This window comes from Micromonospora ferruginea (genome assembly GCF_013694245.2).
Lineage (GTDB): Bacteria > Actinomycetota > Actinomycetes > Mycobacteriales > Micromonosporaceae > Micromonospora > Micromonospora robiginosa.
This window is the reverse complement of record NZ_CP059322.2, coordinates 5,277,304-5,291,448: the sequence shown is the minus strand read 5'-3', so window position 1 is coordinate 5,291,448 and position 14,145 is coordinate 5,277,304. Positions and strand designations below refer to the sequence as shown.

At 73.8% G+C, this 14,145-nt stretch carries 14 protein-coding genes and 1 pseudogene; 12 read left to right on the top strand and 3 right to left on the bottom strand.

Annotation, left to right across the window (positions count from 1 at the left end):
- Positions 1-13 precede the first annotated feature (13 nt).
- The 12 genes and pseudogenes from H1D33_RS23400 to H1D33_RS23345 all read left to right on the top strand — a co-directional run bounded on the left by H1D33_RS23400 (position 14) and on the right by H1D33_RS23345 (position 9,003).
- Positions 14-649 carry a DUF4178 domain-containing protein gene (locus H1D33_RS23400; RefSeq protein ID WP_181571114.1) on the top strand — a complete coding sequence of 212 codons (636 nt, stop codon included), beginning with the start codon at positions 14-16 and terminating at the stop codon, positions 647-649.
- A 2-nt stretch (positions 650-651) separates the two neighbouring features.
- Positions 652-1,146 carry a DUF2617 family protein gene (locus H1D33_RS23395; RefSeq protein WP_181571115.1) on the top strand — a complete coding sequence of 165 codons (495 nt, stop codon included), beginning with the start codon at positions 652-654 and terminating at the stop codon, positions 1,144-1,146.
- On the top strand, positions 1,143-1,568 hold the full coding sequence (locus tag H1D33_RS23390) for a DUF4247 domain-containing protein (RefSeq protein ID WP_181571116.1): 426 nt from the start codon (positions 1,143-1,145) through the stop codon (positions 1,566-1,568). Before H1D33_RS23395 ends, H1D33_RS23390 begins: the two co-directional genes overlap by 4 nt.
- A gap of 34 nt (positions 1,569-1,602) precedes the next feature.
- A complete protein-coding gene (locus H1D33_RS23385; protein WP_181571117.1) occupies positions 1,603-2,025 on the top strand; it encodes a DUF350 domain-containing protein in 423 nt (140 codons plus the stop codon).
- Positions 2,025-2,819 (top strand): hypothetical protein, encoded by a 795-nt coding sequence (locus tag H1D33_RS23380; RefSeq protein ID WP_181571118.1) that lies wholly within the window; start codon positions 2,025-2,027, stop codon positions 2,817-2,819. Before H1D33_RS23385 ends, H1D33_RS23380 begins: the two co-directional genes overlap by 1 nt.
- Positions 2,816-4,384 (top strand): polyamine aminopropyltransferase, encoded by a 1,569-nt coding sequence (locus H1D33_RS23375; protein WP_181571119.1) that lies wholly within the window; start codon positions 2,816-2,818, stop codon positions 4,382-4,384. The genes H1D33_RS23380 and H1D33_RS23375 overlap by 4 nt, the downstream gene beginning before the upstream one ends.
- 40 nt (positions 4,385-4,424) lie before the next feature.
- On the top strand, positions 4,425-5,423 hold the full coding sequence (locus H1D33_RS23370) for a hypothetical protein (RefSeq protein ID WP_181572616.1): 999 nt from the start codon (positions 4,425-4,427) through the stop codon (positions 5,421-5,423).
- Between the two features lie 66 nt (positions 5,424-5,489).
- The gene (locus H1D33_RS23365) at positions 5,490-6,284 is read left to right on the top strand and encodes a hypothetical protein (protein WP_181571120.1); all 795 of its coding nucleotides are present in this window, start codon (positions 5,490-5,492) and stop codon (positions 6,282-6,284) included.
- Positions 6,285-6,356: 72 nt separating this feature from the next.
- Positions 6,357-7,026: pseudogene (locus H1D33_RS23360) on the top strand (hypothetical protein).
- Between the two features lie 46 nt (positions 7,027-7,072).
- Positions 7,073-7,873 carry an SDR family NAD(P)-dependent oxidoreductase gene (locus H1D33_RS23355; protein ID WP_181571122.1) on the top strand — a complete coding sequence of 267 codons (801 nt, stop codon included), beginning with the start codon at positions 7,073-7,075 and terminating at the stop codon, positions 7,871-7,873.
- A 155-nt stretch (positions 7,874-8,028) separates the two neighbouring features.
- Positions 8,029-8,568: an orotate phosphoribosyltransferase gene (gene pyrE, locus H1D33_RS23350; RefSeq protein ID WP_181571123.1), complete on the top strand. Its 540-nt coding sequence runs from the start codon at positions 8,029-8,031 to the stop codon at positions 8,566-8,568.
- Between the two features lie 57 nt (positions 8,569-8,625).
- Complete coding sequence (locus tag H1D33_RS23345) at positions 8,626-9,003, top strand: ArsR/SmtB family transcription factor (RefSeq protein ID WP_007073957.1); 378 nt, start codon at positions 8,626-8,628, stop codon at positions 9,001-9,003.
- A 215-nt stretch (positions 9,004-9,218) separates the two neighbouring features.
- On the opposite strand, the gene H1D33_RS23340 is transcribed toward H1D33_RS23345, so the two are convergent.
- The 3 genes from H1D33_RS23340 to H1D33_RS23330 form a co-directional block, all read right to left on the bottom strand.
- Complete coding sequence (locus H1D33_RS23340; RefSeq protein ID WP_181572617.1) at positions 9,219-10,001, bottom strand: DedA family protein; 783 nt, start codon at positions 9,999-10,001, stop codon at positions 9,219-9,221.
- Positions 10,002-10,080: 79 nt separating this feature from the next.
- Positions 10,081-12,597, bottom strand: coding sequence for a polynucleotide kinase-phosphatase (locus H1D33_RS23335; RefSeq protein ID WP_181571124.1), 2,517 nt, complete (start codon positions 12,595-12,597; stop codon positions 10,081-10,083).
- Complete coding sequence (locus H1D33_RS23330; RefSeq protein ID WP_181571125.1) at positions 12,594-14,042, bottom strand: 3' terminal RNA ribose 2'-O-methyltransferase Hen1; 1,449 nt, start codon at positions 14,040-14,042, stop codon at positions 12,594-12,596. The genes H1D33_RS23335 and H1D33_RS23330 overlap by 4 nt, the downstream gene beginning before the upstream one ends.
- Between the last annotated feature and the right edge of the window lie 103 nt (positions 14,043-14,145).

The following is a 14,145-nucleotide window of genomic DNA, read 5'->3' as shown; positions in this document are numbered from 1 at the left end:
GGGGGAGGCGGTCATGAACGGTTCGGTGGCGTACGTGGTGGCCACGCTTGGGTGTCTGCTCGGGGTGGCCGGTGTGGTGGTCGCCGTGATCGCGCTGCGCAGGTCCCGTTCGGCGGCACGCCCGAAGGCGACCGCGCCCGGTGACCCGTTCCGGGACCGGGACTCGGACGCGCTGCGCGGCGACCCGCGCGCGCTCAAGCCCGGTGACATCGTGGAGATCCGCCAGGTGCCCTACACGGTGCGCGGCTCGGTGCACCTGGTCGAGGGCGGCTGGAGCTGGGCCGAGCACCTGCTCGACGACGCCGGCGGCGTGAAGCGCTGGCTCTCCGTCGAGGCGGAGCCGGACCTGGAGATGGTGCTCTGGGCCAGCGAGCCGGGCGCCACCGTCACCCCGGGCGCCCCGACGCTGGAGATCGCCGGCCGCCGCTACAACTGGGACGAGTCCGGCCAGGCCCGCTACACCGCGACCGAGGGCACCGGCCTCGACCCGCGCGGCACCATGCGCTACCACGACTACCAGGCGCCCGGCGGGGCCCGGCTGTCGTTCGAGGCGTACGGCGAGGCCGGCTGGGAGGTGAACCTCGGTGAGGAACTGCGTCGCGCCGAGGTGATGATCTATCCGCAGGGCGGCCCGGACCAGGTGAAGTGAGCGTGCTCGTCGCCCTTCGGACCCCGTACGTCGACAGCCGCGCCGCCGACCTGAGCCTGACCCTCGGCGGCCCGGAGCTGCCGGCGCTGGCCGTCCGCGACCTCGAACTGCCCGGTGGGGCCCGGCTGCGGCTGCGCCTGCTCGGCGCCTCCCACCAGGTCGTCGCCGGCGCGCTGACCGAGACGGTCGCCTGCCTGCCCGGCCACCGACCGCACCTGCCGGACACGCTGCACGACGCGACCGCCGGCTACCGCTTCACCGCCACGGTGCTGCGGCCGGCCGGCGACGGCCTGCGGACCCGGGTCGCGGCGCTCCGCGCCGAGCTGGCCGGCGACCCGTACGCGCTGGTCGGCGTCTTTCCCGGCGACGAGGACGCGGTCACCGCGCTCGCCGTCGCGCCCGACCCGCCGGCCGGCGCGGTCGCGTGGCGCACCTGGCACGCCTATCCCCAGACCAACGAGCTGGTCCTGACCGAGACGGTGGTGGAAGAGCTGTGACGTATCGACGGTGGTTCGTGGTGGGCGTGGCGGTCGCCGTCGTCGGCGCCCTGATCGCCGCCTTCGCGATCTTCTACGGCAACTTCTCGCCCCGCGGCTACGTGCAGGACCACTTCTCCCGGGCGTCCGGGCGGGACATCGGCTCGCAGGCCGTCGCGTACACCTCGAACAAGTCGCCCAGCCAGGTGTCGAAGGAGATCACCGACACCTGGCAGCCGGCCGACCAGTACGTCGACGGCAGCGGCGTCTACCTGCGCTACGACGACGACTCGGTGGTGATCCTCCCGCTCGCGGTCGGCTCGGTGATCCTGCTGGAGCGGATGCGAACCGCGTATCCCCGGTACCACGGCGTCGTCGGCAACAGCTGGGGCTGGGGCCGAGGCAGCACCGTCCGGGGCGGCGGCCCCGGCGCCGGCAAGTAGCCCGTCCGACCCCCCTCACCCTGGAGTAGTCCCTGTGGAGCATCTCGTCACCGACCTGCTGGTCACCCTCGCGTACGGCGTGGTGGGCGTCGTCCTGATGGCCGTCGGCTACCTGCTCGTCGACCTGGCCACCCCCGGCAAGCTCCACGAGCTGATCTGGACCGAGCGCAACCGCAACGCCACGCTGCTGCTCGCCTCCAACCTGCTCGGCGTCGGCACCGTGGTGGTCGCGGCCATCGTCGCCAGCGACGACGACTTCGCGCTCGGGCTGGTCGGGGCCGCCGCGTACGGGATCCTCGGTCTGGTCATCATGGCGGCGGCGTTCGTGCTGCTCGACGTGGCCACCCCGGGCAAGCTCGGTGAGCTGCTGGTCGACCCGGAGCCGCACCCGGCGGTCTGGATCTCGGCCACCGTGCACGTCGCCACCGGCGCGATCATCGCCGCCGCGATCAGCTGATGACCGGTCGGGCCGCGGCCGCCAAGGCGGAGGCCAAGGCGAAGGAGAAGCGGAACACGCTGGTGGCCTGGGTGGTCGTGCTCGGGCTGTTCGTCGGCGTGCCCTGCGCCATCGGGTTCGCCACCGCCGGCGACGGCGACACCGACGTGCCGACGCCGACGACCGAGCAGCGGACCGCCACCGTGCCGCTGCTGGCGTCCGCGTTCGAGGGCCAGGGCATCTGCTACGGCTGGCGGCTCTACGACTGGAGCACCGAGATCAGCGTCGGCTCCAACCTCGGCGACGGGACGTCGGTACGCGACGATCCGCGCTGCCCCCGCTGGATCGAGGTCTCCGCCGCCGTCCGCTACACCTCCTCCAGCAGCGAGTCGCAGGACTCGGCGAGCATCGCGGTGGACGGCTCGCCGGACATCGAGCGGGCCGACCTCTACCCGATCGCCTCCGGGCTGGACCGGTTCGGGCTGGACGGCGACGCGTTCGTCGACGAGCCCGGCTGGGCGATCACCCGGGCGACCACCGTGCTGCCGCTGCTCGCCGCCGAGGTCGGCCTGGCCGAACCCGCGCCCGCCGCCGCGACCCCGGCACCGTCCGGCTCGCCGGCCCCGCTGCCGGACGCCGGCAACGACCTGCTGCGGGACCGTAAGGGCTGGCTGATCACCGCCGCCGTCCTGCTGCTGGTCGCCGTGCTGTTCGTCGTGGTGGGGGTGCGACAGCGCCGCCGGCAGCTCCGGGGGCCGGTGCCCGCGCAGCGCGCCGGGGCGGGCGTCGCCGGGCGTACCCGGGAGAAAGCGTGACCGTCGACGTGCCCGCGCGGCCGCGGTGGCGCGCTGCCCGCGCGGCGGTCCTGCTCGCGGTCTTCGTCTGCGCGGCCTGCGGCCTGGTGTACGAGCTGGCGCTGGTCGCGCTCGGCAGCTACCTGATCGGCGACGCGGTCGGCCAGGCGTCGATCGTGCTCGGCGTGATGGTCTTCGCGATGGGCGTCGGCGCGCTGGTGGCGAAGCCGTTGCAGTCCCGGGCGGCGCCCGCGTTCGCGGTGATCGAGCTGACCCTGGCGCTGCTCGGCGGCCTCTCCGTGCTCGGCCTCTACGCGGCGTTCGCCTGGCTCGACCTCTACGGTCCGGCGCTGGTCGGCACCGCGTTCGTGCTCGGGCTGCTGATCGGCGCGGAGATCCCGCTGCTGATGGTGATGCTGCAACGCATCCGGGAGCAGTCCGCCGGCAGCGCGGTGGCCGACCTGTTCGCCGCCGACTACGTCGGCGCCCTGCTCGGCGGGCTGGCCTTCCCGTTCCTGCTGATGCCGGTCTTCGGTCAGCTCAAGGGCGCGCTGGTGGTCGGCGCGGTGAACGCGGTGGCCGGCGTGGCGCTGGTCCTCACCGTGTTCCGCGACGAACTCGGCCGCCGGGCGCGGGTGGGCCTGTGCGCCGGCTCCGTCGTGGTCGGGCTCCTGCTCGGGTACGCGTGGGTCACCGCCGGAGACTTCGAGGTGACCGCCCGCCAGCAGCTCTACCGCGACCCGGTGGTGCACGCCGAGCGCAGCCGCTACCAGGAGATCGTGCTGACCCGGTCGGTGCGGGAGGTCGGCCACGCCGACACCGACCTGCGGCTGTTCCTCAACGGCGACCTCCAGTTCAGCTCCGTGGACGAATACCGCTACCACGAGGCGCTGGTGCACCCGGCGATGCGCGGGCCGCACGGCGACGTGCTGGTGCTCGGCGCCGGCGACGGGCTGGCCGCGCGGGAGATTCTGAAGTACCCGGACGTGCGCTCGGTGACGCTCGTCGACCTCGACCCGGCGGTGGTGTCGCTGGCCCGCAGCGAACCGCAACTGCGCGACCTGAACCACCGGTCGCTGACGGACCCCCGGGTGCGGGTGCTCAACCTGGACGCGTTCGGCTGGCTGCGGACCGCCACGCAACGCTTCGACGTGGTGATCGCCGACCTGCCCGACCCGGACGAGACGGCCACCGCGAAGCTCTACACGGTCGAGTTCTACTCGCTGATCCGCCCGGTGCTGGCCCCCGGCGGGCGGCTGGTGGTGCAGTCCGGGTCGCCCTACTTCGCGCCCCGGTCGTACTGGTCGATCGAGCGGTCGGTGCGGGAGGCCGGCTTCACCACCGTGCCCTACCACGTCGACGTGCCGAGCTTCGGCGACTGGGGCTTCGTGCTCGCCGCGCCCGGCGGCACCGCGCCCGAGCTGGCGCTGCCGGCCGACGCGCCGCCGTTGCGCTTCCTCACCCCGGCGGTGCTCGCCGCCGCCGGCACGTTCCCCGCCGACCGGGGCCGGGTCGACGTGCCCGCCTCGACGATCCTGCAGCCCAGGGTGCTGGAGTACGCTCGCGAGGAGTGGCGCGGCTACTAGGTTTCGGGGCATGCGGTCACACCACCGGCTGTCCCGTCGGCTGCCGACGCGGGCGATCGACGCGGCCGCGTACCTCCAGGCGTTCGTGCTCTCCGGTGTGGTCACCGTGCTGGCCGTCCGGGCGTACCTCCAGGCCGCCGACTATCCGCAGCTCGGCGGCGGTGGGCTGCACATCGCGCACGTGCTCTGGGGCGGCCTGCTGCTCGTCGTCGGCCTGGGGATCGCGCTGGTCTTCCTCGGCGGCGGCCCGCGCACCGCCGGGGCGGTGGTCGGCGGCATCGGCTTCGGGCTCTTCATCGACGAGGTCGGCAAGTTCGTCACCGCCCGCACCGACTACTTCTACGCCCCGGCCGCGGCCATCATCTACGTCGCGTTCGCCCTGCTCGTGCTGCTCACCCAGGCGGTACGCGGGCGCACCGGCCGATCCCGGCTGACCTCGGCCGAGCGCACTGCCAACGCGCTGGACGTGGTGCTCAGCGGCCTGCCCCGCGGGCTGACCGACCGGCGTCGGGCCGCCGTGCTGCGGCTGGTGCAGGGCACCGGGCCGGAGACCGAGGCGGCCGTCTCCCGGTTGCTGGACGCGGTGCCCCGCCGGGAACCGCCGCCGGTGCGCTTCTGGCAGCGCGGCGCGGAGTGGGCCCGGCGGCTCGCCGTCTGGGCGGTCAACCGGCGCTGGCTGGTCTGGCCGGTGGTGGTCTGGCTGGTGGTGGAGCCGGTGGTGACCGTGGTGGCGGTGATCCTCGACGGCGTGACCGGCGCGCTCGACCAGGAGCGCGAGTGGGGCGCGGTGCTCGGCGTCAGCGCCACCGCGCTGGTCACCGCCGTGCTGAGCCTGCGGGCGGCCTGGCTGCTGCGCCACGACCGGGTCGAGGCGTTCCGGCTGTTCAAGCTGGCCCTGCTGGTCGACCTGCTGTTCGGGCAGGTCTTCAACTTCACGGTCAACCAGTTCGGCGCGGTGTTCGCGGTCGCGTTGGACCTGGCGCTGCTCGGTGTGGTCACTGCCGAGCACCGACGGCTGCGGCGCGCCGCCCACCACTGAGCCTTCTGCCGTGCCCACCTGGTCCGGGATCGCTACGGTGGTCATCTGATCCAGGGAGGGAGAATCATGGTCGATGCTCCGGGCACCCCGCCCCGCGCGCGTCCCAGTGTGGTGACGCTTTCCAGTTGGCTGCTCATTCTCGTCGCCGTCATCCAGGTGTTGAACCTGATCGTGACGCTGTCGGTCATCGGCACGATCCGTGACGTGCTCAAGGACGCGTACGCCGGCACGTCGGCCGAGTCGGCCGGCGACATCGCGTACGCGTTCACCATCGGCTCGTCGGTGCTGACGCTGCTGCTCGCGATCGGGCTCGTCGTCCTCGCGCTGCTGAACAACCGGGGGCGCAACGTCTCCCGGATCATCACCTGGGTGGTGGGCGGCCTCCTGCTCTGCTGCACCGGTGGCGGCCTGCTCAACGGTGTCTCCGGCGGCATGATGGGCGGTGGCGGCAACGCCAACGGTGACCTGCCCAGCACGCAGGAGATCCAGCGCCGGATGGAGGACGCGCTGCCGTCCTGGTACGGCCCGGTCAGCCTGCTGCTCGGCATCGTCGCGCTGCTCGCCCTGCTGGGCGCGCTGATCCTGCTGGCGCTGCCGAAGGCGAACGAGTTCTTCCGCAAGCCCAAGGCGGGCTGGGAGCCGCCGGTGCCGGGCGGCGCCTACCCGGCGTACCCGTCGACCCCGGGCCAGTCCGCCGACCCGGGCTACCCGTCGACCCCGGGGCAGTCGGGCGACCCGGCCTACCCGTCCACGCCGGGCCCGCAGGGCACGCCGCCGGGGACGCCCGGTGACCAGCCGCCGGCCGGGCCGACCGGCCAGTCGGGCGAGCGACGCGACCCGGAGCCGCCACCCGGAAGTTGACGGCAGGATTTCAGCGACGCCGACGATCCCTCCGAGTAGGTTGCTTCCCAACGCCTACCGGAGGGATTCGTCGTGTCGTACCCCGATCGGGCCGCGCCCCGCCGGCCGGCCACGGTCGTCGCCGCGGTGACGGTGCTGCTGCTGATGGCGGTCGGCGCCGTGGCGTACGCGGTGGCGAACCTGGTGGTGGCCGGCGGCACGGTCGAGCGGTTCCGCGCCGCCGCCTCGGGCACCGACGCCTCCGGCGGCGACGTCGACCGGGTGGCCGGCCTGCTGCGCGGCTCGACCGTGCTGGCCGCCGTGCTCGGCGTGCTGGCCGCGCTGCTGCTGGTCGGGCTCGCGCTCGCCCTGTTCGCCGGTCGCCCCGGCGCGCGGCCGGCCACCTGGGTGGTCGCCGGGTTGGGCCTGCTCTGCGGCTGCTGCGGGCTCGCGGTGCTGGTCGGGCAGCGGGCCGCCCCGCTGCGGCTCGACGCCGACGACCGGGTCACCGCCGACCTGCTGGGGCTGGTCGGTGACGCGTACCCGGCGTGGTGGATCCCGGTGAACGCGGCGCTGTCGGTGGCGCAGATCCTCGGCTACCTGGTGGTCGCCGGGCTGCTCACGCTGCCCTCGGCCACCGCCTTCCTGCACCGCCGCACGGCCCCGGCGGGCCGGCCGCCCGGCCCGCCGACCGGCTACGGCGCCACCACCTCCGGCGCTCCCGCCGCCGGGCCGACGCCCTGGGGGCCGCCGCCGGGGCTGACCTCCCCGCCGCCGGCCGGGCCGTCGTCACCGCCGGAGGACCGCGCATGACCGGGCCCGCCCGCCGCCGAGCCGTGGTCACCGGCGCCAGCCTGGGCATCGGCGAGGCGTTCGCCCGGCGGCTCGCCGCCGACGGCTGGGACCTGGTCCTGGTGGCCCGGGACTTCGCCCGCCTCGACGCGCTGGCGGCCGAGCTGGCCGGTCGGCACGGCGGTGAGGTGAAAACGATCCCGGCCGACCTGTCCACCGACGACGGTTGCGCGGTGGTGGAGCGCCGGCTGACCGACGGCTCGCCGATCGACCTGCTGGTGAACAACGCGGGGATCAGCCTGAACACCCCGTTCGTCCGCTCGGCGGTCCCGGACGAGTCCCGACTGCTGCGGCTCAACGTGCTGGCGGTGCTCCGGTTGACCCACGCCGCGCTCGGCCCGATGGTGGAACGCGGCGACGGGGCAGTGATAAATGTCTCTTCGGTTGCGGGTTTCGGTGTCCCCATGCCGGGATCGACCTACTCGGCCAGCAAGGCGTGGGTGACGAATTTCAGTGAGTCGATCGGTCAGTCGGTGGCGCCGCTCGGTGTGCGCGTGATGGCGCTCTGCCCCGGCTACACGCGCACCGGCAACCACGAGCGCGCCGGCATCGACATGTCGCGGCTGCCCGCCTGGGCCTGGCTGCGGGCTGACGAGGTGGTCGACGAAGGGCTGCGTGACCTGCGCAAAGGCAAGCTGGTGAGCGTGCCGGACTGGAAGTACAAGGTGGCCGTGGCCGGGCTGCGGCACGCGCCGAAGCCGCTGCTGCGGCGGTTCACCCGCGACACCCGGGGCCGGGTCGACCGGACGCGCGACTGACCGGACCCGGTCCCGCCACCCGGGCCGCGCCTTTGCGGACCGGGATGGACGGTCGCGCAGCGTAGCCGGGCATCGCCACTCATCGGTCGCCCACCGGGCTGACCGGGGCGGACCCCACGGACGGCGCACAGACTCGCGAAGTACGCTCTGTTGCCATGGGGGACCACGACGACCTGCGTAAATTCATCACTGACCTGGCCGTGGTCCACGGTCGGGTCGTGCTCTCCTCGGGCCGCGAGGCGGACTGGTACGTCGATCTGCGTCGCGTCACGCTCCATCACCAGGCCGCCCCGCTGATCGGCCGGGTGATGCGCGACCTCACCGCGGACTGGGCGTACGACGCGGTCGGCGGGCTGACCCTGGGCGCCGATCCGGTGGCCGTCGCGATGCTGCACGCCTCGGCCGGCACCGACCGCCCGCTGGACGCCTTCGTGGTCCGCAAGGCGGGCAAGGCGCACGGCCTCCAGCGTCGCATCGAGGGGCCGGACGTGGCGGGACGCCGGGTCCTGGCGGTGGAGGACACCTCGACCACGGGCGGAAGTGTGTTGACCGCCATTGAGGCCCTGCGTGAGGCCGGGGCGGAAGTCGTGGGTGTAGCGGTTATTGTTGATCGAGGTGCCGGCGACGCGGTGCGAGCCGCCGGATTGCCTTATCGGGCGGCCTATACGTTGGCTGACCTCGGCCTTGTGGCCTAAAAGTTTGCCGATTCGGATCTGCTGATATGCAGGCGGATCGATGCTGCTGGTGGAAGGATGGAATACGTGGGAACTGCGTTGGCTGAAATGACCATGCCTCAGATCTCGCCGCTTGCCGGCGAGCCGATCGAACGCGCCGATGCCGAGCGGCTCGCGGGGGTCCTCAAGGCCCTCGCCGACCCCGCCCGGCTGCGGCTGCTCAGCCTGATCCAGTCGGCTCCCGAGGGGGAGGCGTGCGTGTGTGACCTCACCGCGCCGCTCGGCCTCTCGCAGCCGACGGTCAGCCACCACCTGCGTATCCTCACCGAAGCCGGCTTGCTGGAGCGGGAGAAGCGCGGGGTCTGGGCGTACTACCGGCTGGTGCCGACCGCGATCGCCACGATCGCGGATCTGCTCACTCCGCCGCGGAAGCGGGCCACCAAGAAGGCTCGCTGACGTCACCGCCCGTCCACAGACGGGCCGGCCGGTCGAGGCCACGGCGCGATGGCACGCGCGCCGAACCCGGCGGGCCGTCCGAACCGGACGGGTGTGACCGGTGGCGTGCGAGGGGTGGCGCCATCGGCCGCAACGGGTGACGACTGCCGTCGCCCGACATGTCACGCATGAAGGCCGGTCCCCGTCCGGGGGCCGGCCTTCGGCGTCCGTGCCGGTCAGCGGCGGTGCTGGCCGCCGTGCCCGTGCGGGTGGTCGTCACCGTCGACGGCGTCCCGGGCCGCGTCCACCGCACCCGCCGCGGTCGCGGCGGCGATCACCGCGACCGCCTCGCCGCGCTTGCGCGCCCTCCGGTCGCGGAGGAACTCGAAGAAGATCGGCAGCACCGAGATCAGGATGATCAGCGCGACCACCGGCAGGATGTACCGGTCGATCTTGTCGCCGATGGCGTCGTAGATCTGGCGCGCCAGCAGGTAGCCGATCAGCAGGATGCCGTCCACCCAGAGGACCGCGCCGACCACGTTCCACACGAAGAACTGCCGGGCCGGCATGCCGAGCACCCCGGCCACCGGGTTCAGGAACGTCCGCACGATCGGGATGAACCGGGCCAGCACCACGGCCTTGGCCGGGCCGAACTTCTGGAAGTAGTGCTCCGCCTTCGCCACGTACTCCCGCTTGAACAGGCGGGAGTTGGGCTTGTCGAACATGCGCCGGCCGTAGCGGGCACCGAGCCAGTGCCCGAGCTGGGCGCCGGCGATGGCGCAGATCGGGCCGCCGATCATCAGACCGGCCAGCGAGAGTCGGGTGCCGTCACCGAAGATGGCGTCGGCCACCGGGGAGGCGGCCACCCCGGCCAGGAAGAGCAGTGAGTCGCCCGGGAAGAAGAAGCCGACCAGCAGACCGGTCTCGGCGAACAGGATCGCCCAGACGCCGATCATCCCGAAGGTGTGGATGAGATCCTTCGGATCCAGCGGGTTCAACGCCACGTTCTCGGAGATCATCCGGGTCTTCTCTGCTGTGTCCACGGCCACAAAGGGTACCCGGGCCCGGTCCGGCCTCGCGGCGGACCGGGCCACCTCGTCACAGGCGCGGGTCGACCGGCTCGGACTCGCAGGCGAGAATCGCGAAGACCAGCTCGTGGCGACGCCAGAGCGGGGCGTCCTCGGCCAGCGCGTCCAGCGCGGCCAGGCCCAGACCGTGCTCGCGCAGGGCCAGCCCGCGCTTGCGGCCCAGCGAGCGTCGCCGCAGCGCGGCGAGCTGCGCCGGCTCGGTGTAGCCGGGGCCGTAGATGATCCGCAGGTACTCCCGGCCACGGCACTTGATCCCCGGCTGGAGCAGCGAACCCTTCGGCGAACGGGCGGACAGGCCGGCGTACGGCTTGACCACCATGCCCTCGCCGCCGGCGGCGGTCAGCGCCAGCCACCAGTCCGTCGCCGCGGCCACCGCCGCCTCGTCGGCCAGCTCCACCACCATCCGCCGGGTCGGCGTGACGAACTCCGGGTCGGCCGCCCGGAGCCGGTCCGCCAGCGCCAGGTGCCAGCCGTGGTCGCGGTCCGCGTAACTCGCCCCGGCGCCGGCCAGCACCGCGAACGGCGCCAGCGTCACCCCGCGCAGCCCGTCGGTCGGCCCGACGTACGCCCGGTAGGCCGCCGAGTACGCGCCCACCTCGGCCGCCCGGTCGGCCATCCGGGCCCGCAACCCGTCCACCGGCAGCCCTCGCCCGGCGGCGGCGTCCACCGTGGCCAGCACCGCGGGCAGCGCCGCCCGGCCGGCCGCGCCGACGCCTGCGTACTGCTCGCGGATCAACCCGCCCGCCTTCGCCGACCAGGGCAGCAGCTCCGCGTCGAGCAGCAGCCAGTCGGTGTCCAGCTCGGCCCACAGACCGGCCGTGGTGACCGCCGCGTGGACCCGGGCCAGCAGCTCCTCGTCCAGCGGCGAGCCGAAGAACTGCCGACCGGTACGGGTGTGCACGACGCCGCCGCCGAACCGGCCCGGCTCCCGCTCCACCAGCACCACGGCCCGCGAGCCCATGTGCTTCTCCTCGCAGACCACCCGCTCCACGCCGGCCGCGCGGTAGTCGGCGAACGCCTCCGCCGGATGCTCCAGGAACCCCTCGACGGTCGACGTCGAGCAGGGCGCCATGGTCGGCGGGAGCCACACCAGCCGACCCGGGTCGACGGCGAAGCGGCTCATCACCTCCAGCGCGGCGGCGGCGTTCTCCGCCGGCACGGTCAGCGACCCGTACGCGTGGGTGAGGTGCCGGCGCCCGGTCACGTCGGCCAGGTCCAGCACGGTGTCCGGCCGCGTCGGGGCCGGCGGGACCAGCGGGCGGGCCGGGGCGTACCACTCCCGCTCGGCCGGCACCGCCACCAGCTCCTTCTCCGGGTAGCGCAGCGCGGTCAGCGTGCCACCGAACACGCAACCGGTGTCCAGGCAGATGGTGTTGTTGACCCACTCCGGCTCCGGCGTCGGGGTGTGCCCGTACACGACCATGGCCGAGCCCCGGTAGTCGCGCGCCCACGGGTAGCGCACCGGCAGGCCGTACTCGTCGGTCTCGCCGGTCGTCTCGCCGTAGAGCGCGAACGACCGCACCCGACCGGACGCCCGGCCGTGGTAGGCCTCCTTGAGCCCGGCGTGCGCCACCACCAGCCGGCCGCCGTCCAGCACGTAGTGGCTGACCAGGCCGTCGATGAACGTCTCCGCCTCGGCGACGAACTCCGCCGGCTCCGTGGCGAGCTGCGCCATCGTCTCGGCCAGGCCGTGGGTGAGCCGCACGTCCCGGCCGCGCAGCTTGCGCAGCAGCTTCTGCTCGTGGTTGCCCGGCACGCAGATCGCGTGGCCGGCCGCCACCATGCCCATCACCAGGCGGAGCACGCCGGGCGAGTCCGGGCCGCGGTCCACCAGGTCACCGACGAAGACCGCGGTACGCCCGGCGGGGTGCGTCGCGTCCACCGGGCGGCCGGCGTCGTCGCGGCGCAGTGCCCAGCCGAGCCGGGACAGCAGCGCCTCCAACTCGGCTCGGCAGCCGTGCACGTCGCCGACCACGTCGAACGGGCCGGTCAGCTCCCGCCGGTCGTTGAACAGCTTCTCGTAGCGGACCTCGGCGGCGTCGATCTCCTCCACCCCGCGCAGCACGTGCACCTTGCGGAAGCCCTCCCGGGCCAGCCGCCCGTACGACTGCCGCAGGTCACGCCGCATCCGGGTGAGCACCGGCCGGCCGTGGGTGCGGTCGGCGCGTGCCTCGGTGCGCTCCCAGGCCACCGCCTCCGGCACGTCCAGCACGATCGCCACCGGCAGCACGTCGTGCTCCCGGGCCACCCGGATCAGCCCGGCCCGGGCGTGCGACTGGAGGTTCGTCGCGTCCACCACGGTCAGCCGTCCCCGCCGCAGCCGGATGCCGGCCACGTGGTGCAGCGCGTCGAACGCGTCGGCGGACGCGGCCTGGTCGTTCTCGTCGTCGGCGACCAGCCCACGGAACATGTCCGAGGAGAGCACCTGGCTGGGCGCGAAGTGCCGGCGGGCGAACGTCGACTTGCCGGCGCCGGAGACGCCGACCAGCGCCACCAGCGCCAGCTCGGGAATGTCCAGCACGGTCATCGGTCCGTCTCCTCGTTCCGGTCGTCGCGGGTGAGCACCGCCATCTGGGTCGGGGTGCCCACCTCCGGGTCGGCGTCGCCGACACCGGTGATCGTGGCCGTGTAGCCATGGGTCGCCGCCACCCGCTCCACCCAGGCGGCGAACTCCGCCCGGGTCCACTCGAACCGGTGGTCGGCGTGCCGGAACCGGCCCGGCCCGAGCCCCTCGTAGCGGACGTTGTACTCCACGTTCGGGGTGGTCACCACCACCGTGCCGGGCCGGGCGTGACCGAACACCGCGTCCTGGAGCGCCGGCAGCCGGGGCGGGTCGAGGTGCTCGACCACCTCCATGAGCACCGCCGCGTCGTAGCCGCGCAGCCGGTCGTCCCGGTAGGTCAGCGCCGACTGGCGCAACCGGATCCGCTCCCGCTGCCGCTCCGGCAGCCGGTCCAGCCGCAGCCGTCGCGCCGCCAGGGCGAGCGACCGGTCGGCCACGTCGACGCCCACCACCTCGGTGAACCGTCGGTCGGCCACCAGCGCGGTGAGCAGCGCGCCACCGCCGCAACCCAGGTCCAGCACCCGGCGCGCGCCCGAGTCCCGCAGCGCGGTGAGCACCGCCTCGCGCCTGAGCACCGCCAGCGGGGCCCGGTGCGCCGCCGTGGTTCCGGCGCCGTCGGCGGCCGGATCGACGCTGTCGTCGGTGGGCGGCTCGTCGTCCGGGCGCAGCGCGGTCAGGCGGGCCAGGGCCGCGCCGGCCAGGGCCCGGCGGTGCGCCAGGTAACGGCGGATGATCAGAGCGCGCTCCGGGTGACCGGCCAGCCAGCCGGAGCCGGCCCGCAGCAGCTTGTCCACCTCGTCCGGGGCGACCCAGTAGTGCTTGGCGTCGTCCAGCACCGGCAGCAGCACGTACAGGTGGTTGAGGGCGTCGGCGAGCCGCAGCGTCCCGCTCAGCGTCAGGTCGACGTAGCGGCTGTCACCCCACTCCGGGTACGCCTCGTCGAGCGGGATCGGGGTGGCCGTCACGGTCCAGCCGAGCGGGGCGAAGACCCGTACCGCCAGGTCGGCGCCGCCGCGGCAGCGCAGCACCGGCACCCGGACGGTCAGCGGGATCGCGGTGGCGGCCAGCTCGGGCCGGTCCCGGGACTCGCCGCGCAGCGCCGAGCGGAACACCTTGGCCAGCGCCGACGAGAGCAGGCTGGAGGCCGCGTACGGGCGGTCGTTGACGTACTGCCCGAGGGTGAAGCCCTCCGGGGCGCTCGACTGCCGGCGGCCCCGGCCCCCACCCAGCTTCAGCGGATCCACCTCGACCAGCAGCGCCGCCGTGCACCGCGCCTCGTCCGCCTCGGGGTAGAACACGTGCGCGGCACCGGTGGGCAGGTCGAAGCTCTGCACGCGGTCCGGGTGCTTGACGAGGAGGTGGCCGAGGTCGGTCGCGGGGTGGTGGGTCGTGGTGAGGGTCAGCAGCACCTGGTTGATGTTCCTTGATCTTTGCCGTCGTGTCGTGGGGGTTTCCGGGGGAGCCCGGATATGGCGGTGCCCCGCCGACCGGTGTGGTCGACGGGGCACCCGG